The organism is Streptomyces graminofaciens, assembly GCF_030294945.1.
Classification (GTDB): Bacteria; Actinomycetota; Actinomycetes; order Streptomycetales; family Streptomycetaceae; genus Streptomyces; species Streptomyces graminofaciens.
In genome coordinates this window covers 2,545,358-2,563,917 of record NZ_AP018448.1, presented here as the reverse complement: position 1 = coordinate 2,563,917, position 18,560 = coordinate 2,545,358, and the positions used below count along the sequence as shown (strand labels likewise).

Below are 18,560 nucleotides of genomic sequence, written 5' to 3'. Positions count from 1 at the left end.
GAGCGTGCCCCGTCCTGGGACGTGCCTTCCGGGACATGATTTTCACGAGGTTTCGCGGGTGCCTTCGTGCTCGATGCCCAACTGCTCGATGGCCGAGGTCATGTGCCTGTGCAGGATTTCCTGGGCGGCCGTCGCGTCTCCGCGCGCGATCGCGTCGGCGATGGGGGAGTGGGATGTCGCGGACATGGCCACGTCACGGCGGTCGCCGGCTGCGCTCATGATCACCACCCGCATCGGACCCTCGAGCTGTCGCCAGGTCTTGAGGAGGATCGAGTTGCCGGAGAGTTCGCACAGCAGAAGGTGAAAACCGAGATCGGCCTCGACCTTCGCGGTCAGGTCTGCCCCTGATTCGAAGGCGTCGTGGAGCTTTTCCAGGGCCTCGCGCAGCGCTTCGGCCGCTTCCTGTCTGCGCGGTGACGCGATGATCTGTGCCACTGCGAGCCCTTCGAGGGCCTCGCGGACCTGGAAGAGTTCCCGTACCTCGGTCGGTGTCAGCCGTGACACGCGCAGCATGCCGCGCGCTCCCGCGGTGACGAGCCCCTCCTGCTGGAGGTGGCGCAGGGCCTCTCGTACCGTGCCGCGGCTCACTGACAGATGCTCGGCGATCTCCACCTCTCCGAGGTGGTCGCCCGGGCGGTACTGGCCCGTGGTGATGGCGGTACGTAGGGCCACGAGCGCGCGCTCACGGAGGGTCGTCGAGCGGGTGAGACTTGCGAGCCCCTGACCGGCCACGGTCCAGCCCTCCTTCGATCCACGGGCGATCATATTAGCCCGCCCGCTGTCATCTGTTGACAGTCGGCAGATTCGATCCGTCTTCGCTCCACGGGTTGACACCTTTCGTCCTCGGGCTCAGCATCTCTCTCGACTGTTAACAGTCAACAGCCGACAGTGGGGCCCGGGACGGTTCCCGCTCGCGATCAAGGAGGATCGGCATGGCTGAGGCCAAGGCGCCGCACCAGGCGCCGCAGGGATCGCCCGAGCGTCTGAGAGTCGCCGTCGGATGCGGCGTGGGCGCGACCATCGAGACGTACGACTTCATCGGCTTCGGAACGGCCGCCGCTCTTTACTTCGGGGACGTGTTCTTCCCGGACTCCGACCCGCTCTCCGCCACCCTGCTGTCCTTCGCGACCCTGGGGATCGGCTTCGCGGCGCGGCCGCTGGGCGGCATCGTCGCAGGTCACCTCGGGGACCGCGTCGGCCGCAAGCCCGTCCTGGTCGGATCGCTGCTGCTGATGGGCGTCGCGACGGTGTTGATCGGGTGTCTGCCGACTTATCAGATGGTCGGGATCTGGGCGCCGGTCCTGCTGGTCGTCGTCCGCGTGATCCAGGGGCTCGCCTTCGGCGCCGAATGGGGTGGCGCCATCCTGATGACCTTCGAGCACGCCCCCTGGCGGCGGCGCGGTCTGTACACGGGCATCACCCAGGCCGGGTTCCCGGTCGGTCTGCTGCTCGCCAACCTCGCCTTCCTGTTCAGCCGGCACACCTTGGACGACACCTGGGCCTGGCGTGTGCCGTTCCTGCTCAGTGCCGTCCTGATCGCAGTGGGCATCTTCATCCGGCTCAGGATCGACGAATCACCCCAGTTCGAGGCGCTCAAGGAGTCCGGCGAGGTCGTCAAGAACCCGCTGCTGGAGGTGATCCGGGAGGACTGGCGCAACGTGCTGCGGGCGTTCTGTCTGCGCATCACGGAGACCGCCGGATACGCCGTCTCGGTCACCTTCGTCCTCTCCTACCTGGACGACGGCGACGCCCCCGACGTCACCAGCACCACCACACTCACCGCCCTGGTGACCGCCGCGGCCGTCGGCATCGCCGCCACCACGCTCTGGGGCCGCCTGTCGGACCGGACAGGCCGCCGCCCGGTGTACCTGCTGGGCTGCGCGGTGAGCCTCGCCTGGGGCATCCCGCTCTTCCTGCTCGTCAACACCGAAGCCGCCTCCCTCGTCCTGCTCGCCTTCCTGATCAGCTACGCCGTCTGCCAGAACTCGCTGGCCGGCGTCCAAGGAGCCTGGTTCTGCGAGCTGTTCGCCACCAGGACCCGCACCGCCGGAACGTCCCTGGCCTACCAACTGTCCGCGGTGGTCTCCGGGTTTACGCCCATGATCGCCACGGCGCTCTACTCCGCCACCGGATGGACCGGCCCCGCGGTCCTCTTCAGCTGCTACGGCCTCCTGGGCCTCGTAGCGGCGCTGGTGACGCGCGAGACATGGGGCCCGGAAGAGCGCCGGGAGGCCGGCCGGGCCATGACCGCGGTCGCCGAACCCGCCCTCCCCACCGCTCACTGACAGAGACGAGGACCAACGTGCTCTCCACTCAGGCACCCGGAACAGCGGATCCGTCCACCCGGCGCGTCAGCGCCCTGCAGGACTCCGCCCACCGCATCCGTATGCACGCGCTGGACATGGGGGAGACCCAGGGCCAGGGATACATCGGACAGGCACTGGGCGTGGCCGACATCCTGGCCGTCGTCTACCGGGACGTCCTCAACCACCGTCCCGCCGAGCCGGACTGGCCGCAGCGCGACCGGTTCCTGCTGTCGATCGGCCACTACGCGATCGCCCTGTACGCGGCGCTCGCCGAGGCCGGCGTGCTGGACGTCGGCGAACTCGCCACCTACGGCAGCGACGACTCGCGCCTGCCCATGTCGGGCATGGCCTCCTACACGCCCGGCATGGAGATCTCCGGCGGTTCACTGGGCCACGGCCTGGGCGTCGCCACCGGCATGGCGCTCGGCCTGCGCCACCAGGGCAGCGACGCACGCGTCTACAACCTGCTCTCCGACGGCGAACTGGACGAGGGCTCCACCTGGGAGGCGGCACTTGCCTGCGCCCACCACGGCCTGGACAACGTCACCGCCATCGTCGACGTCAACGCCCTGCAGGCGGACGGCCCCACCAAGGGCGTACTGCGCACCGAGCCGGTCACGGCCAAGTGGGAGGCGTTCGGCTGGCATGCCGTCCGCGTGGACGGCAACGACATCGAGGCACTCGTCGCTGCCTTCGACGACCTGCGCGGGCACCGCGGTTCACCGGCGGTGCTGATCTGCGACACCCGGATCGGCTGCGGCGTACCGATGCTGGAGACGCGGGAGAAGGCGCATTTCATGCGCGTCGAAGAGCACGAATGGCAGCTCGCGCGCGCTCAGTTGACGGAGCGTCACTTCAATCGACCCACATCCGACCGCGCCCGCACCCAGGAAGAGGGACTCGCCCGATGAACACCTCCGCGTCGACTCGGACCGAGCCCACGCCGACCGGGGCTCCGAAGCGCAGGCTCACCACGTCCGCGATGATCGCCTCGATCGCCGAAGAGGGGCAGCGCACCACCAAGGCACCCTTCGGACACGCACTGGCCCGGCTCGCCGACGAACGCCCCGACGTGGTCGGTCTCTCCGCGGACCTGGCCAAGTACACCGACATGCACGTCTTCCGCGAAGCTCACCCCGATCGCTTCTTCCAGATGGGCATGGCGGAACAGGTGATGCTGGGTGCGGCAGCGGGGCTGGCCGAGGTGGGCCTGACCCCGTTTGCCTCCACCTACTCCGTCTTCGCCACCCGCCGCGCCTACGACTTCCTGTGCCTCGACATCGCCGAGCCGCAGCTGAACGTCAACGTCGTCGGCGCCCTGCCCGGTCTGACGACCGGCTACGGACCCAGCCACCAGGCGACCGAGGACCTGGCGATCCTGCGCGGTATGCCCGGCCTGACGATCGTGGACCCCGCGGACTCGGTGGACATCGAACAGGCCGTGCCGGCGCTGGCCGCGCACCCCGGGCCCACCTACATGCGGCTGCTGCGCGGGACCGTACCCACCGTCCTGGACGAGTACGACTACCGGTTCGAACTCGGCAGGGCTGCCCAACTACGCGACGGCCGCGACGTGTTGTTCATCTCCACCGGACTGATGACGGTACGCGCCCTGACCGCGGCCCAGGAACTCGCGCACGACCACATCGATGTCGCCGTCCTCCATGTGCCGACGATCAAGCCGTTCGACCGCGAGACGGTGCTGCGGGAGGCCTCGAAAGGACGCCTCGTGGTGACGCTCGAGAACCACAGTGTCGTCGGTGGCCTCGCCGAGTCCGTGGCCTCGTGCCTTGCCTTCGCCCAGCAGTCGGCGCGCATGGTCCCGATCGGCCTGCCGGACGAGTTCCTCGCCGCGGGTGCGCTGCCGACGCTCCACGACCGCTACGGCCTCTCCGTCGCGGCGATCAAGGAACGCGTCCGCCGTGAACTGTGAGCCCCGCACGAAGACCCGCTCGCGGCACTTGTTTCCTCGGCCTCTTCCCACTCCTCAGGAGCACCGCATGACCACCCAGCACACCCCCCGCACCGCCGTCGTCACCGGGGCGGGCTCCCGTCGCGGCATCGGACGCGCCACCGCGCACGCCCTGGCCGCCGCCGGCTACCACATCGCCGTCCTCGACCTGGACAAGGAGGCCGCCGAGGACGCCGCCCGGGAGGTCGCCGCTCGGCACGGTACGGAGGCTTTGGGCCTTGCGGCGGACGTCACCGACGCCGACGCCGTCGACGCCGCCGTCGGGGCGGTCGAAGCGGCGCTCGCGCCGATCGGCGCCCTGGTCAACAACGCGGGGATCACGTCCCCGACCCCCTTCCTCGACGTCACCCCGGCCGAGTGGGACCGGATCTTCGAGGTCAACGTCCGCGGCAGCTTCGTGGTCACCCACCGCGTGGCTTCCGGGATGGCCGAGCGGGGATTCGGCCGCATCGTCTTCCTGTCGTCCGTCTCGGCCGAACGCGGAGGCGGGGTCTTCGGGGGAGTGGCCTATTCCGCCGCCAAGGCCGCCCTGCTGGGCTTCGCCCGGGCCCTCGCCCGCGAACTCGGCCCGTCCGGAATCACGGTCAACTCCGTCGCGCCGGGCCTGATCGACACCGACATCACCCAGGGCAAGCTGGACGAGGAGCGCAAGGCGGCGATGATCGCGGACGTTCCGGTACGCCGTATCGGCGGTGTCGAGGACGTGGCTGACGTCATCGCGTTCCTGGCCCGGCCCGAGTCGGGCTACCTCACCGGCGTGACGTACGACGTCAACGGCGGATCCCACATCCACTGACCTGTACGGCGTCGGCGGGAGAAAGCGCCCTTCGAGGCGAAGAACGCGAGGGCCGGTCCGCAGGACGGGACGGCCGCTGCCGCGAAGACCGTCGACCGCAAACGGCCGTAGCCACGAGGTGTTCGAGGTGGCCGACGAACGCGGCTACTTCGTTTCGTCGAGACCCCGGGCGCTTTGTCCGACGTCGCTTCAGATTGCCGTCGCGGGCACCCCCGAGCTGGTCCGATCGGTGCTCGCGTCGGCGAGTCGAGCGGCCCGGAGCAGTGCGCACGGCTGTCCCCGTACCAGCACGATCGGGCCGCTGAGCTGCTGTTGTGACGCGTCAAGCAGGCGCGCGTGGTTGGTCGCGGTGAAGCGCTTGCTACGGCCTTTGGTCTGCCCGCGGCCGAGGCGGATGCGGTAGATCAGTGCAGCGGCGGCAACCAGCCCTGCGGGCCGGCCTGTCCGTGTGTTCAGTCAGGGAGGCCCTCCGGCGTCGCCGCGGCCGGGCAGCCGGGCCCGTGGATGGACGCCCGGTCAGCGTGAGGGGTCTCGGCGGTGGTCGCCGTCGCCGTGCTCGGGGTCGATGGCGTGCAGGATGCGCTGGCCGACGTGGCCGAGTTGTTTGACCTGTGCCTTGGTCAATGGGTCGAATACCAGTCGGCGCACTTCCGCGACGTGGGCGGGAGCAGCGCTGACGATCTTCGCGTACCCCTCGTCGGTCAGGGTGGCCAGGGTGTAGCGGCCGTCGGCCGGATCTGGGCGGCGGTGGACGTACCCCTTGCGTTCGAGGCGGGCCACGACCTGGGAAAGACGGGAGAGTGAGCCCTCGGCGTACGCCGCGAGGGCGCTCATGCGCAGTTCCCGCTGCGGCGACTCCGACAGCGCCGCCATCACCCCGTACTCGAAGTGCGTCAGCCCTTCGTCGCGCAGTTGCGTGTCGAGTGCGTGTTCCAGCCGCCGCATGATGCCGACAAGGCCGAGCCAGGCGCGGCGCTCCTCCTCGTCAAGCCAGCGGGGCGCCTCGTCAGCCGGGGTGTTCGTCATGCCCTCCACTGTACCGACACTTCATGCTTGAAGTGAATCCACCCCGCTCGCCACTTGAAGGTTGAAGTCATTGCCGCTACTTTTGAGTTAAAGCTTGAAGTGACTGCCCGGGTTCCGAGCACCCAGAAGCTGGTTGCCCGGCGCGGCCTCGTCGTCGACGGCGTCCTCAACGCCGTCGTCGCCGCGATGGCCCACGCCGTCGGCGCCTCGGACGACTTCCAGCACCCAGGACCGACCATGCATCCCGCCCGGGCCCAGGCAGCCCCATCCCTTCATGTCCCACTTCCCGCGCAGCCACATCTGCGTCCTTTCGAGAAAAGTGCGATGACCCATATGGAAATCTCCGCGACAGTTCCCACGCCAACCCTCCTGAAGAAGCCGTCCACGCTTGCGGCGGTGATCGCCGCGGCGGCCGTCCTCGCCTCGGCGCCGTACGCGTCCGCAGCGACACAACAGGCGTCCTCCAAGCCGGTCGTCACCGACGTGAGAACTCTCGCCGCATTGGACTTCGCCGCCGGCGACTCCCCGGAGAACATCACCGTCAATCCGGACAACTCGCTGACCGTCTCCACGCTGGGCGGGCACACTGCGGCGGGCGAGCGCCCGGCACTGTTGCGGATCGACCCGTCCGGGCGCAGCACGGTGATCGTGGCCGGGCAACAGGGCGACGCATTCAGCGGCATCACGCGCGACCGCGACGGCACCATCTACTACAACGTGGCCTCTGATGACGCCTTTCGGGCCGGCGTATGGAAGCTGCCCCCGGGCGGCACCCCTCGCCGCGTCGCCGCCCTGCCCACCGACGGACTCGCCAACGGCCTGGCCCTCGACCCCGCCGGGCGCACCCTGTACGTGGCCGACAGCAGCAAGGGCACCGTCTGGGCCGTCCCGGCCTCCGGCGGAAAGGCGACCGCCTGGCTGACCGACCCCGCCCTCGCGCCCGACCCGTCCGTCCCGTTCGGCGCGAACGGGCTCCGCTTCCACAGGGGCGCCGTCTGGGTCTCCAACAGCGCGCAGGGCACCCTGCTGCGGATCCCGGTCACCGCCACCGGCGCCCCGGGCCGGATCCACACCGTGACCAGCGGCCTCACCAGCGTCGACGACTTCAACTTCCTCAACGACCGCACCGACGTGGTGTTCGCCGCGCAGAACGGCCTCAACCAGGTCGCGGTCGTCCACCCCGACGGGACCACGAAAACCGTCCTGACCGCCTCGGACGGCCTCGCTTCACCCACCTCCATCGCGGTACGCGGAAACCGGCTCTACATCACCAACGCCGGTTTCGCCGAGCCCCACGACGCGAAGGTGCAGCGCGGAACGATCAACCCCGCCGCCCAGAACTGCGGCCCGACCGCCTGAACCCGCCGCTGCCGGGACCGGCAGCAGCCCTGCTGCGGATTCCGGCAGCCAGGTGCAGCGGATGACGATGAGCATGGTCACCCACTCAACCAGGCTGTGAGGCAGGTCGAGTGCGGCGTGACAGAAACCAACGAGGCTCCTGTGCCGATGAGTTGAGGCGTCGAACCCCTCTCTCAACGGCACGGGAGCCTGCGAGAGGGCCGGGAGTGCGAGGCCGTTGGCGAGCGCCGTGACCGCCATGTACACGGTCAGCAGGCGAAGGGCGTCGTGATGGGTGCCGTGGACAGCAGAAGCAGCCCGGCGGCGGCCGGCACCAGGCCGGTGGAAACGGTCCACCGGTCGCCCCAACGGCCGGTCAGGCGCAGGCCGATCCGGATGGCCACGACGATTCCGGCCGCGAGGGGCAGCCTTCCGAACCCGGCCTGCAACGGGGAGAAGCCCTTGGCCTACTGGAGGAACCGGGTGTTGACGTAGAAGAAGGCGAACATGCCGGAGAAGACGGCGGCCACCCCCACGGTTCCCGAACGCACCGCGTGCACATGGAAGAGCAGCCCCAGACCGCTCAGCAGCACGCCCTTGCGGCCGAGTCGGTTATTGAGCGCCCCGGCGGGGACAACAGAGCCGCGAACACGATGACGTAGGAGTCGACGATGCACAGCAGCCCGGTGGGCGCCGGATGCAGGCTGCTCGCCGACAGCTCGGGTATCGCGAGGTCGACGGGGGCGACGAGCGACTGGACGGTCATCACGCAGCCGCACATCACCAGCAGTACGCCTCGCATCCTGCCGGGTGGCGTGCTCGTGACGGCGTCCGCTGTCAGGTCGGCGGACGCCGTCACCGCCGTCGCCCGCCGCCCACCGCGACCGCGAGGAGGCCGCCGGGCCAGGGCGAGATTCTTGAGGAAGTCGCCCTGCCGGCAGGCCTGTTGCGGGCCCTATGGCTGCGTCCGGAACGGGAAGGCCGCAAGGGGCGTGGGCACCAGCGGGCCGGCGAGCGCCGTGGCGGAGGCCGCGGGAGCGATGCCGACGGCGGCACCGCTTGAGGAAGGTCTCCGTCCCTGCGCCGGACCGTCCGGGTGCTGCCACACGTGGCGGCCTCCGGAGAGGAAGACGGCGGCGAGCGCGGGACGGGACAAGGCGCGGCCGATGTCGTCGTAGCGCGGTGGTGTCTCAGGCGTTCCAGGGGTCCGCTCGCAGGTGGCGGTCGAAGAAGCGCTCGATCAGCGCGGGGGTCAACCGCACGGAGTCTTCGGCGTCCGGAGTGCGGGAGGAGAGCACGGTGGCCGTCATGGGGTTCAGTTCCCAGCCGCCGGTGTTGAGGAGGCCGTGGTCGGCGCCGTGCACCAGCAGCAGGTGGGACTCGGCGCCCGCGGCGATCAGGGTGTCGTGGAGGCGGCGGCTCTGTGCCGGGCCGATGAGGAGATCGGCGTCGCCGTGCAGCAGGAGCACGGGCGGCACCCGCGGGTGGGCCTGCCGGGCCGGGCTGGCCTCGACCGCGGCGGCGGCCCGGTCCGACGGGGGTCCGCCCAGCAGTCCCCACGCCGGATCGGACGGATCCACGCCCAGCATCCCACCGGGCAGCGCGTCGTCATTGAGACGGAGCAGATCGGTCGGGGGATAGCCCGCCACCACCGCGCGTACGCCGGACGCTGCGGGGGAACCGTAGGCGTCGGTGGCGAAGGCCGCGAGCAGCGCGAGGTGCGCGCCGGACGAGCTGCCCCACAGGCCGATCGACGCCGGGTCCAGGCCGTGGGTGTCCGCGAGGTCGTGCAGGTGGTGCAACGCGGCCTGGACGTCGTGCAGTTGCGCGGGCCATACGGCGACTTCGGAGGAGCGGTACTCGATGTCCGCCATGGCGTATCCGCGTTCGGCGAAGAGCCGGGGCAGGCGGGGCCCGTAGCCCCGGCGTTGATGCCGCCAGCCGCCACCCGCCAGCCACACGATCACGGGGGTGGGGGCCGTTGCGGACGGCGGTAGGTACAGATCCATCCGCAGGTCCGCGCCCGGTGCCGCGCCGTATGAGATGTCGCGCACCACCCGGACGGGAGTCGGATCGACCCTTTCGGGCGGGAGCGGTGCCCGGCTGAGCCCTTCCATGAAGCGGCCCATGACGGCGGCGTTGTTCGCCGACGCGGCCGTCAGGTCGGAGGTGTGTGGCTGCTGTGAAATCTCACTGGTCACCGGCTCGTCCTGTCCTGGTCACGGCGAGGAGGGGGAGGGTTCGACGCTTCTGTAGACGATGTTCGTCGAGCCGTTGCCGGTAGTGCGGTGCGAGCCTGTCCGGGGTCCAGTCGAAGTCGTCCGCCAGCCGCACGTCCACCGCGCAGACTCCGGTCAGAGCGGTGAGCCGGACCTGTGCCTCGGTCGCGAACGAGCCGATGAGCACGCAGCTCGGCTCGGTCACGCCGACGGTGACCGCGATGCGCTGGCCGCCGGCGCCGTCGTCCTGTACGTGAATGTCACTGACGAGTCCCATGTCGTCGAGTCCCGCGGGGACTCCCGCAGTGATGCTGCACGGATCGAGGATCTCGTTGAGTGTCGCGCGGATCTGGGTTTCCGTGACCGTCATCGCGCACCGGCCGGTGCTTCGTCGACCGAAGCGACCCGTCCGCCCCAGGGCTCCTGGAGTTCGGTGGTGTCGAACTCGTCGCCGCGGATGCGCTCGCGGAGGTCCTTCTCGTCGATGCCGTGCATCCGCAGGAAGTTGCGGCCGAGGATGTCGGCTTTGATCTCCTTGGTGAGCTCGGGCAGCCCGTACTCCTCGACCAGGTCACGGGGCATCTCGAAGTTCCAGAACGCCTCGATCGCCGGCCGGGGGTGGACGGCGTCGCAGCCGGTCGCCCAGATGATCCGCTCGGCGGCACCGGCCTGTAGGAAGGCACCCATCGCCTGTGCGAAGCGGCGGGGTGCGTAGACCGCCATGAATGACGTGGCCTCCAGGTTGACCCATACGTTGCGGAAGGACTCCAGTTGGAGGGCCGTCTCCTCGACGAAGGCCATGCCGCCGTGGACGACCTCGAAGGTGAGGTCGGGGAAGGCCAGCGCGGCGGTCTCGACGTCGCTCATCCCGAGGGCGGAGGTCGGCCCGGGCCCGACCGGGAGGGCCTTGTGGATGGCCACGACCTTCAGACCGTGCTGACGGGCCCGCTCGAACAGCGGGAAGCAGATCTCCGGGTCACCCATGTCCAGCGCGGTCACCCGGCCCTCGACGACGTCGATCGGATAGAGCTTGAGAGCGTTGACCCGGTGCTTCTCCACCAGCTCGTCCACCCGGTCCAGGGCACCGGGGCGCAGCGGGGACACCGCGCCGTAGATCAGCACGCGCTCCGGCCACTTCTCGCGCATCTCCAGCCCGAAGTTCAGCGCCGAGCCCCCGTCCCGGAAGTGGCCGTAGATGGGCGTCTCGTGGTAGGCGATCACGTCGGTCTGGCTCTCCGCGAGCAGGGCCCGGCCGATGATGTCCGCGCCCGCACCCTGCATGTAGGTGGAGCGCTCGAGGGTGTATTCGGGGCCGCTGACCCGCTTGTGCAGGCCGTAGAGGTGTTCGCCGATGGCCGCCCCGATGTGCGGGTTGACGCAGTTCTCGGGCCGGAAGTTGTAGTTGTGGGCCACGCCCTCGACGACGAGAAAGTCATCGATCACGGTCGTTCTCCTTTGGGTGTCACGGGTGTCACGGGTGTCACGGGTGGTACGGGCGCTCAGGCGAGCAGGTCCTTCAGGCCTTCCAGGGCGCGGGAGGCGAGTCGTTCGTCGGTCTCGCCGTCGGCTCCGCCGACGCCGACGGCACCGATGACCTCGCCGTTGTCCACGGTGATGGGCACCCCGCCCGGCACCGGCAGGAGGTCGGCGTCGACAAGGTGCACGGGCGCGAGCGCCATCGCGGGGGACGCGGCGAAGTCGGCGAACTTCGAGGTCGGGATGCCGGTGACGGCGGCGGTGTAGGCCTTGCGGCGCGCGGTCTCGATCCCGATGGGGCCGACTCCGTCGTCGCTGAGCAGCACCTTGGTGATGCCGCTGCGGTTGACGACGGCCACGCAGATGCGCGCGCCCTCGGCCCGGGCCGCCTCCAGCGCGGCCTCGGCCGCCCCGTGCGCGATGGCGTAGGTCAGGGCTTCCCTCATCCCGCGGTCCTCTCACGGAGCGGGGCGCCGGTGGCGCCGGTGGCGCCGGTGGATGCCGGGATCCCGCGCATCAGGTCCGAGGCCTTCTCGGCGACGGCGATGACGGTGGCGGCGATGTTCGCGCCGGGCACGCTCGGCAGCACCGACGCGTCGACGACGCGCAGTCCGTCGATGCCGCGCACCCGCAGCTCGGGGTCTACGACGGCGGTCTCGGAGGTTCCGATGGCGCACGTGCCGCAGGCGTGGTTGGCGGAGTAGCCGGTCTCCCGGAAGTAGCGCTCGAAGTCCTGGTCGGTGCGTACGTCGGGGCCCGGTGCGAGCTCCGCCCGGATCATCGGGGCGACCTCGGGGCTGCGCAGGACGGCCAGGGTGGTGCGCACGGTCTCCCGCAGCGCGGCGACGTCCTCCGGCTCGGTGAGCAGGTTGAGCGTGATCCGCGGTGGAGCGACCGGGTCGGCGGAGCCCAGCCGTACCACGCCGCGGCTGCGGGGGGTCGCGACGGCGTTGAGGGCCACGCAGTGCCGGTCCTTCAACGGCCGGATGCCGGGAAACCAGGGCCGGGCGTCGAAGCCGCCACCCAGGATGCCGAGGAATCCGTCGGGACGGTCAAGGTCGGGGCGGGTGCGGACGTAGGCGGACAGGAACTCGGGCATCTGGGCCAGTGGACCGCTCCCGGCCAGCAGCCAGCGGACCGCGCCCAGGACCAGCCGGTCGGCACGCAGGTGCTCGTGGAAGGTCACCGGATCCTTGACGTCGAACAGCACGGGCGCTGCCGGGTGATCCTGCAGGTTGGCCCCGACTCCGGGAAGGTCCAGTGCCGCATCGACGCCCAGCTCGCGCAGATGGTCCGCCGGACCGATGCCCGAACGCATCAGCAGCTGCGGTGAGTTGTAGGTGCCGGCGCACAGCACGACCTCACGGGCGGCGCGGATCACCCGGCTGCGTCCGCTCTTGACGACACGGACGCCGCTCGCACGCCCTCCCTCCAGTACGACCTTGTCCACCAGTACCCCGGTGAGCAGGGTGAGGTTGGGCCGCTGCCGCAGGACGGGCCGCAGGTAGGCGGCGGCGGTGCTGTGCCGTCGGCCGCGATGGATGGCGTTCTCGACCTGGCCGGCTCCGGTGGGGTCCCCGCTCTGGGTGTCGTCGGGGAACTCGATGCCCAGCGATCGGGCGGCGCGGTCCAGACGCCGGCCGAAAGGACCTCGTCGGACGGTGGTCGAGACGGTGACGGGTCCGTATCCGCCGTGGTGTTCGGTGTCCCCGCGCCAGCTGCTCTCCGAGCGGCGGAAGTAAGGCAGCAGGTCGTCCCAACCCCAGCCTGTCGCACCGGACTTGACCCAGTCGTCGTAGTCGAGGCGGTGTGCGCGGACGTGGGTCGAGCCGTTGATCGACCCGGTGCCGCCGACCAGCCGGCCACGCGGTACGGGGATCCGTCGGCCGTTGAGGCCCGGCTCGGGCTCCGACTCGTAACCCCAGCTGATGTCCTTGCGTCCCGACAGCAGCCCGACCCCGAGGGGCAGCTGCACGAGCAGGCCGCGATCCGCGGGCGGGCCGGCCTCGATCAGCAGCACCCGTGTCCCGGTGTCCGCTGACAGGCGCGCGGCGAGGACGCAGCCGGCCGTACCCGCGCCGACGACGACGTAGTCGTACTCGGCGCCGTGCCCGGCGCTCATACGGAGGGTCCTGCGGGGGGTCCGGACATTGCGTCTCCTTCGACTCTGGACGAACGCGCGCTGGAGGAGCTGCGGAAATCGCGGGGGAGGCGGTCGCCGGCTCGGCACGTTCTCAGGTGTGGTCGCGAGGTGCGGCGGACTCCGCGAGCGGCTCGTCACCTCGGTGCCGGGTCACCGTAACAAGGCATCCGGCGATCCGACAGAGGTCTGCAAGTAATTCATCAAACCAGGTCAGAGTCATTGACAGTTTTTCATCAGAGCCGTACAACGGCATGAACGCCCCATGGGCGCACACCGCTCGCCGTGCCTGTCCGAGCACGCCGGAAGAGTCGCCGCACGCTCGTGCGGCGACGCCTCGCGACAGCGCGAAGAAGCCTCGACCGCAGGCTGTCCGAGCCCGAGCGGCCCTCATACACGCGTCCCCGCTGCCTCAATGCCGAGGAGATGGTTCAGCATGACCGACACGACCGTGACCGACACGGGAACCGGCTACGGCCGGGGGCCCTCCTCCCACGACGCCCGCCTGACCGAGGTCGGCCCCGGCACACCCATGGGCGAGGCGCTGCGCCGTCACTGGCAGCCGATCGCCAGCTCCACCGCCCTGACCAGCGACGTCCCGCACCGTGTCCGCCTCCTGGGCGAGAACCTGATCGTCTTCCGGGACGGCCAGGGCCGCCCCGGCGTCGTCTTCGAGCGGTGCGCACACCGCGGCAGCAGCCTCTTCTACGGCCGCGTCGAGGAGGACGGCATCCGCTGCTGCTACCACGGCTGGAAGTTCGACGTGCAGGGCCACTGCCTGGAACAGGCCTGCGAGCTCGACGGCGGCCGCCGACGCAACCTCGCACGTCAGCCGTGGTACCCGGTGGAGGAGGCCTACGGCCTGGCCTTCGTCTACATGGGCCCGCCCGAGCTCAAGCCCCCGCTGCCGCGCTACGACAGCCTCGAACCCCTGGGTGAGGGCGAGAGCTACCACACCAGCTGGATGGTGCCCGGCGCCGAGGTCATCGGCCTCGAGCAGGACTACAACTGGCTCCAGCTGTTCGAGAACGCCGTCGACCCCGTGCACGCGGCGTGGCTCCACTCCAACCACAGCGGGTTCCAGTTCCAGGGCACCGGTACGACCGGCTTCCCCGAGCACTACTACGACCCCCGCACCGCCGCCGAGCGCACCACCTACCACCGCACCGGCAACGGTGTGAAGTACATCTGGCGCTACCAGGACAACAAGGGCGCCGACGGCGCGCTCGTGGACCTGGAGTGGTCGGTGGAGTGCATGCTGCCGAACATCATCGCCCTGCCCGACTTCATCCGCTCGACCCCCGACGTCCGCAACGACATGCTGATCTGGGTGGTCCCCGCCGACGACACCCACCACCGGCTGGTCTTCTCCATTCGCTCCGCCGACCCCGATCGGGCCACGTCCTTCATGTTCGGCATCAAGCAGAACGGCAAGGACGGCTGGCAGCTGAGCGAGGAGGAGAAGCAGCGGTTCCCCGGCGACTACGAGGCCCAGTGGTCGCAGGGCCCCATCACCCAGCACTCCGAGGAGACCCTGGCACCGTCCGACAAGGGCGTCGTCATGCTCCGGCGCATGCTGCGCACGATGCTGGACGACGTCGAGGCCGGACGCACCCCGCTCGGCGTGGCCACCCCCGGCGAGCCGGTCCGCCGTGTGGAGGCCGGCCTCGTCACCCGGCCGGAGGCGCCCACGGGGACGGACCTGGCGGCCGCGCCCACGGCGGCAGGGGCGTGAGCGAAGCGTGAGCACCACCTGGACGGACGCGGTCGTCGTGGCCCGCTACGACGCCACGCCGAGAATCGCGGTCTTCGAACTCGCCCGGGCCGACGGCGACGAGCTGTGGGAGTACGAGCCCGGCGCCCACATCGACGTACAGCTCGGCGAGGCGGCACTGGTGAGGCAGTACTCCCTGTGCGGGCCGCCGGGCATCCGCAAGCAGTACCGGATCGCGGTCCTCAACGAGGCCGCCTCGCGCGGCGGTTCACGCGCCATGCACGCCCTCGCCGAGGGCGACACGCTGCGCATCGCCGAGCCGCGCAACCGCTTCAGCCTGACGTCCGCGCGCCGACACCTGCTTCTCGCGGGCGGCATCGGCATCACTCCGCTGCTGTCGATGGCCCAGACCCTCGACGCCACCGGGGGCGACTACCACCTGCACTACTGCGCCCGCAGCCGGAGCGAGGCGGCCTTCCTCGCCGAGCTGGAGAACCATCCGCGGGTCACCCTCCACTTCGACGACCAGGCGCCGGAGCAACTCCTGCACCTGGAGCGCGACTTGGGGGACCCCGCCCCCGATACCACGGTCTACGTCTGCGGTCCCGGCGGGTTCATGGACTACGCGCTGGGGCGGGCCGCCGAGCTGGGATGGCCCGCGTCCGCCCTGCACAAGGAGCGCTTCAGCGCCTCGCCGGCCGCCGCCGAGCCCGACGGGGGAGGGGAGGGCGGATTCACCCTGCGCGTGTCCTCGACGGGAGCGGAGTATCTCGTCCCCGAGGACCAGAGCGTCCTGGACGTCCTGCTGGCGAACGGGGTCGAGGCGCCGTACTCCTGCGGGCAGGGCATCTGCGGCGAGTGCATCGTGCGGGTACGGGCCGGCGAACCCGATCACCGAGACGACATCCTGACCGACGAGGAGCGTGCGGAGGGCCTGTTCACGCCGTGCTCGTCGCGATCCCGATCCCCGATCCTGGAGCTCGAACTTTGACCGACTCACTGACAAGGGCGACAGCGGAGACCGCCCGCTCCGCCCCGGCCACGGTCGAGGACGCCGAGGCCGCCTGGCTCGCCGCGCAGACGCTCCCGGACCCGGAGCCGGCGATCCGTGCCCTGCTGCATCCCGGCTGCGTCGTCGTGCACTCGGCGGTCGGCCACATCCACGGCACGGACGACTGGCTGGTGTACGCCGAGCGCATGGGCCGCACCAGCCGGGTGGACACCTTCGACGTGACCGTGCAGAGGTTCGGCACGACAGCCGTCGTCAGCTGCCTGCAGGAGATGCGGGTCGCCATCGTGCCCGACCTGCCCCCGTTCGTCATCCAAGCCGCTGTCACCAGGGTCTGGGTGCAGTCCCCGTCGGGCGGCTGGCAGTTGGCGCATCTGCAGATGGCCCGGCGGCTGCCGCCGGGCTGAGCATCCCGGCACCCGGAAGCCGGTGGCCGTCAGTGCTGGGGCTCGCCGTTCTCCGGCGAGCCCTCGACCTGTGTCGCTTCCGCGAGTGCGGAGATGATCTGGCCCAACTGGTCCGCGTAGTGGTCGATGAACTCCGGTGAGGCGGGGTCCTGCCGGCCGAGTTCACGAGCGATCCACGGGATGGCCACCGGAGCGATCGAGGCGGCGAAGAAGACGAGGGCCACGGCCCCCACGTCGAGGTCACTGCGGAACTCACCGCGGGCCTGCCGCTCGCGGAGCTCCTCGACGTGCTTGAACAACTCGGCGGCCCGCTCGTCCTCGGCGGGCGGGCGCGTGCCGGGGTCTTCGCGGGTGACCATGTGCACCCACCCCGGGTCCTCATGCGCCCAGTGGACGTAGCGCCGCACGGCCTCCGCGAAGGTGTGGGTCTGGCTGACGCGCATGGACTCCTCGAGCCACTGCTCGCTCAGCGCCTCGTACAGCCCGCGTTTGCCCCCGAAGTAGTAGGTGATCAGCTGATGGCTGACGCCGGCCGCCTCGGCGATCCGTACGACCCGGGCCCCGTCGAAACCGTGGGTGCCGAACTCCGCGGCGGCGGCCGTCAGGATGGCCCGCCGTGTGCCCACCGGGTCCCGCTGGCGGTCGGGATTTGTGGGGTGCCTGCGGCGCTGCTGCCGGCCCGACGGTGATTCCGGCTTTCCCGACGTCGTTTCCTCCGCTGTCACAGGGTCGACCTTACCGGCGCTCTTGTTGGACAGGCCAACTACTTGCGGCGCCCCCGTGCTCGCGGCCAGGGCCCGCCCCTCGCTGGTGATCACCGCTGCCTCGCCGCCCGGGTGCTCGAGGGAGGAGATAACGATCTGCTCGAAGGCGGCCACCGGGGATGGACAGGCCGGCGCAGTGCAGGCCGGCGTACGGTCCCATGACCGTGCCGTGGCCTTCGGCGCGGTGGATCACGAACAGGCGGCGTCGGCGAGCCCATCAGGTGCCATGACCACACCGGTGCCGTCGAACCCACTGGCCGGGCGGCCTACCGCTGAACGGTCCCACCCCCCCCGGTTCCGCACGCCGCGAGCGGCCTTCCCATGCGGGAACCGGATCTGGTCGGAACCGATGACCCAGGTACGCAGGGGGCGCGCCGCGTGCCGGAGAGCCCTGGTAACTCCGCTACCAGGGCTCTCCGGCGCCTTGCCATGCACGGCACCAGACCACGCGACCTCATCGGCCGGTCATGGTGCGAGGACCCCTCAGCGGCGCGTGCTTCCGCCGTCCGCGACGATGATCTGCCCCGTGATGAACGCGGCGTCGTCGGAGGCGAGAAACGCCACGACACCCGAGACGTCGGCCGGCATCTGCACACGCTTGATGTTCTGGATCTGCACGGTCTGCTCGAAGAAGAACTCGCTCGTCTTCTCCTCGGCCGCAGCCGTCCGGACCAGACTCGCCGCGACGCCATTGACGGTGATGTGGTGGGCGGCCAGGTTGGCGGCCAGAACGGAGGTGAATCCGTTCAGCGCGCCCTTGGCGGAGACATAGGAGACGAAGGGAGGCGGCGGAGTCCAGTAGCTCGAGGACGTGATGTTGATGATCCGTCCTGACCCGGACTCCCTCAGGTCCGCCAGGAACGCCCTGGAGGCCAGGAAGGGGCCGTCCACGTTGACGGCGAAGGTGCGACGCCACTCGTCGAAGGTCACGTGGTCGATATCGGCCGGCAGAACAACGGCCGCGTTGTTCACCAGGATATCGACGGCACCGAGCTCACTTCGGACCCGAGCGGCAAACCCGTGGATCGCGTCCTCATCCGAGACGTCGACCTTGTCACTGAAGAATCGCTGACCGGTTTCCGCAACGAGTTCCCGTGTCTCGTCGGCCGGATCGACGTCCGCGACCGCGATGGCCGCTCCCTCTGAGGCAAGCCTACGAGCGATCTCCTGCCCGATACCGGCACTGCCCCCGGTCACGACGGCGGTCTTGCCCGTCAGTCTCCCAGCCATGGCTCATTTCTCCTTGGTCAGCGCTCGAACGGAACCGGAGCGATGCGCAGCGTCACGTAGCGACCTCTCCACAGAAGCGATGCGCTTCGTGGCGCCACCGAGCCCCGTCGGCCCCGGCAACGGGGTCACCCACGGATTGTGCGCGTCGAGGCTGCGGACAAAT

At 70.2% G+C, this 18,560-nt stretch carries 21 protein-coding genes; 8 read left to right on the top strand and 13 right to left on the bottom strand.

The window, feature by feature from the left end; genetic code table 11:
• Positions 1–42: 42 nt before the first annotated feature.
• Positions 43–834, bottom strand: a complete 792-nt coding sequence (locus tag SGFS_RS11250; RefSeq protein ID WP_286249673.1) for a GntR family transcriptional regulator — start codon at positions 832–834, stop codon at positions 43–45.
• Positions 835–932: 98 nt separating this feature from the next.
• On the opposite strand from SGFS_RS11250, the gene SGFS_RS11245 reads away from it, so the two are divergent.
• The 4 genes from SGFS_RS11245 to SGFS_RS11230 all read left to right on the top strand — a co-directional run bounded on the left by SGFS_RS11245 (position 933) and on the right by SGFS_RS11230 (position 5,074).
• A complete protein-coding gene (locus SGFS_RS11245; protein ID WP_286249672.1) occupies positions 933–2,285 on the top strand; it encodes an MFS transporter in 1,353 nt (450 codons plus the stop codon).
• Between the two features lie 17 nt (positions 2,286–2,302).
• The gene (locus SGFS_RS11240; RefSeq protein ID WP_286249671.1) at positions 2,303–3,217 is read left to right on the top strand and encodes a transketolase; all 915 of its coding nucleotides are present in this window, start codon (positions 2,303–2,305) and stop codon (positions 3,215–3,217) included.
• Positions 3,214–4,239 carry a transketolase family protein gene (locus SGFS_RS11235; protein WP_286249670.1) on the top strand — a complete coding sequence of 342 codons (1,026 nt, stop codon included), beginning with the start codon at positions 3,214–3,216 and terminating at the stop codon, positions 4,237–4,239. The genes SGFS_RS11240 and SGFS_RS11235 overlap by 4 nt, the downstream gene beginning before the upstream one ends.
• 67 nt (positions 4,240–4,306) lie before the next feature.
• Positions 4,307–5,074, top strand: coding sequence for an SDR family NAD(P)-dependent oxidoreductase (locus tag SGFS_RS11230; protein WP_286249669.1), 768 nt, complete (start codon positions 4,307–4,309; stop codon positions 5,072–5,074).
• Between the two features lie 516 nt (positions 5,075–5,590).
• Here SGFS_RS11230 and SGFS_RS11225 read toward each other — a convergent pair.
• Together SGFS_RS11225 and SGFS_RS11220 are read right to left on the bottom strand one after the other, a co-directional pair.
• Entirely contained in the window at positions 5,591–6,100 is a 510-nt protein-coding gene (locus tag SGFS_RS11225; protein WP_286249668.1) for a MarR family winged helix-turn-helix transcriptional regulator, read from the bottom strand.
• Between the two features lie 87 nt (positions 6,101–6,187).
• Positions 6,188–6,433, bottom strand: a complete 246-nt coding sequence (locus SGFS_RS11220) for a hypothetical protein (RefSeq protein ID WP_286249667.1) — start codon at positions 6,431–6,433, stop codon at positions 6,188–6,190.
• On the opposite strand from SGFS_RS11220, the gene SGFS_RS11215 reads away from it, so the two are divergent.
• A complete protein-coding gene (locus tag SGFS_RS11215) occupies positions 6,425–7,459 on the top strand; it encodes an SMP-30/gluconolactonase/LRE family protein (RefSeq protein WP_286249665.1) in 1,035 nt (344 codons plus the stop codon). The genes SGFS_RS11220 and SGFS_RS11215 overlap by 9 nt on opposite strands.
• Before the next feature lie 248 nt (positions 7,460–7,707).
• On the opposite strand, the gene SGFS_RS11210 is transcribed toward SGFS_RS11215, so the two are convergent.
• The 8 genes from SGFS_RS11210 to SGFS_RS11175 all read right to left on the bottom strand — a co-directional run bounded on the left by SGFS_RS11210 (position 7,708) and on the right by SGFS_RS11175 (position 13,255).
• The gene (locus SGFS_RS11210; protein ID WP_286249662.1) at positions 7,708–7,842 is read right to left on the bottom strand and encodes a hypothetical protein; all 135 of its coding nucleotides are present in this window, start codon (positions 7,840–7,842) and stop codon (positions 7,708–7,710) included.
• Positions 7,843–7,905: 63 nt separating this feature from the next.
• Positions 7,906–8,031 (bottom strand): hypothetical protein, encoded by a 126-nt coding sequence (locus tag SGFS_RS11205; RefSeq protein WP_286249661.1) that lies wholly within the window; start codon positions 8,029–8,031, stop codon positions 7,906–7,908.
• The gene (locus tag SGFS_RS11200; RefSeq protein WP_286249660.1) at positions 8,022–8,297 is read right to left on the bottom strand and encodes a hypothetical protein; all 276 of its coding nucleotides are present in this window, start codon (positions 8,295–8,297) and stop codon (positions 8,022–8,024) included. Before SGFS_RS11200 ends, SGFS_RS11205 begins: the two co-directional genes overlap by 10 nt.
• A gap of 331 nt (positions 8,298–8,628) precedes the next feature.
• Entirely contained in the window at positions 8,629–9,639 is a 1,011-nt protein-coding gene (locus SGFS_RS11195; RefSeq protein ID WP_286249659.1) for an alpha/beta hydrolase, read from the bottom strand.
• Entirely contained in the window at positions 9,629–10,027 is a 399-nt protein-coding gene (locus tag SGFS_RS11190; protein WP_286249657.1) for a metal-sulfur cluster assembly factor, read from the bottom strand. The genes SGFS_RS11195 and SGFS_RS11190 overlap by 11 nt, the downstream gene beginning before the upstream one ends.
• Positions 10,024–11,100: an amidohydrolase family protein gene (locus SGFS_RS11185; RefSeq protein ID WP_286249656.1), complete on the bottom strand. Its 1,077-nt coding sequence runs from the start codon at positions 11,098–11,100 to the stop codon at positions 10,024–10,026. The genes SGFS_RS11190 and SGFS_RS11185 overlap by 4 nt, the downstream gene beginning before the upstream one ends.
• Before the next feature lie 56 nt (positions 11,101–11,156).
• Complete coding sequence (locus SGFS_RS11180) at positions 11,157–11,579, bottom strand: GlcG/HbpS family heme-binding protein (protein WP_286249655.1); 423 nt, start codon at positions 11,577–11,579, stop codon at positions 11,157–11,159.
• Positions 11,576–13,255 (bottom strand): GMC family oxidoreductase, encoded by a 1,680-nt coding sequence (locus SGFS_RS11175; RefSeq protein WP_286249654.1) that lies wholly within the window; start codon positions 13,253–13,255, stop codon positions 11,576–11,578. The genes SGFS_RS11180 and SGFS_RS11175 overlap by 4 nt, the downstream gene beginning before the upstream one ends.
• Positions 13,256–13,709: 454 nt before the next feature.
• On the opposite strand from SGFS_RS11175, the gene SGFS_RS11170 reads away from it, so the two are divergent.
• From SGFS_RS11170 to SGFS_RS11160, 3 genes are read left to right on the top strand one after another with little or no spacing between them, the layout of a single operon-like run.
• A complete protein-coding gene (locus SGFS_RS11170) occupies positions 13,710–15,008 on the top strand; it encodes an aromatic ring-hydroxylating dioxygenase subunit alpha (RefSeq protein ID WP_286249653.1) in 1,299 nt (432 codons plus the stop codon).
• A gap of 7 nt (positions 15,009–15,015) precedes the next feature.
• Positions 15,016–15,978: a PDR/VanB family oxidoreductase gene (locus tag SGFS_RS11165; RefSeq protein WP_286249652.1), complete on the top strand. Its 963-nt coding sequence runs from the start codon at positions 15,016–15,018 to the stop codon at positions 15,976–15,978.
• On the top strand, positions 15,975–16,403 hold the full coding sequence (locus tag SGFS_RS11160) for a nuclear transport factor 2 family protein (RefSeq protein ID WP_286249651.1): 429 nt from the start codon (positions 15,975–15,977) through the stop codon (positions 16,401–16,403). The genes SGFS_RS11165 and SGFS_RS11160 overlap by 4 nt, the downstream gene beginning before the upstream one ends.
• A gap of 29 nt (positions 16,404–16,432) precedes the next feature.
• On the opposite strand, the gene SGFS_RS11155 is transcribed toward SGFS_RS11160, so the two are convergent.
• Positions 16,433–17,281 (bottom strand): TetR/AcrR family transcriptional regulator, encoded by an 849-nt coding sequence (locus SGFS_RS11155; RefSeq protein ID WP_286249650.1) that lies wholly within the window; start codon positions 17,279–17,281, stop codon positions 16,433–16,435.
• A 369-nt stretch (positions 17,282–17,650) separates the two neighbouring features.
• Entirely contained in the window at positions 17,651–18,397 is a 747-nt protein-coding gene (locus tag SGFS_RS11150; RefSeq protein ID WP_286249649.1) for an SDR family NAD(P)-dependent oxidoreductase, read from the bottom strand.
• Positions 18,398–18,560: the final 163 nt, after the last annotated feature.

What these genes read in the sequence shown, in the direction of transcription:
- SGFS_RS11245 (WP_286249672.1), top strand. Translation starts at nt 933, where the DNA reads ATGGCTGAGGCCAAGGCGCCGCACCAGGCGCCGCAGGGATCGCCCGAG.
- SGFS_RS11235 (WP_286249670.1), top strand. Translation starts at nt 3,214, where the DNA reads ATGAACACCTCCGCGTCGACTCGGACCGAGCCCACGCCGACCGGGGCT.
- SGFS_RS11230 (WP_286249669.1), top strand. Translation starts at nt 4,307, where the DNA reads ATGACCACCCAGCACACCCCCCGCACCGCCGTCGTCACCGGGGCGGGC.
- SGFS_RS11225 (WP_286249668.1), bottom strand. Translation starts at nt 6,100, where the DNA reads ATGACGAACACCCCGGCTGACGAGGCGCCCCGCTGGCTTGACGAGGAG.
- SGFS_RS11215 (WP_286249665.1), top strand. Translation starts at nt 6,425, where the DNA reads ATGACCCATATGGAAATCTCCGCGACAGTTCCCACGCCAACCCTCCTG.
- SGFS_RS11220 (WP_286249667.1), bottom strand. Translation starts at nt 6,433, where the DNA reads ATGGGTCATCGCACTTTTCTCGAAAGGACGCAGATGTGGCTGCGCGGG.
- SGFS_RS11190 (WP_286249657.1), bottom strand. Translation starts at nt 10,027, where the DNA reads ATGACGGTCACGGAAACCCAGATCCGCGCGACACTCAACGAGATCCTC.
- SGFS_RS11180 (WP_286249655.1), bottom strand. Translation starts at nt 11,579, where the DNA reads ATGAGGGAAGCCCTGACCTACGCCATCGCGCACGGGGCGGCCGAGGCC.
- SGFS_RS11175 (WP_286249654.1), bottom strand. Translation starts at nt 13,255, where the DNA reads ATGAGCGCCGGGCACGGCGCCGAGTACGACTACGTCGTCGTCGGCGCG.
- SGFS_RS11170 (WP_286249653.1), top strand. Translation starts at nt 13,710, where the DNA reads ATGACCGACACGACCGTGACCGACACGGGAACCGGCTACGGCCGGGGG.
- SGFS_RS11150 (WP_286249649.1), bottom strand. Translation starts at nt 18,397, where the DNA reads ATGGCTGGGAGACTGACGGGCAAGACCGCCGTCGTGACCGGGGGCAGT.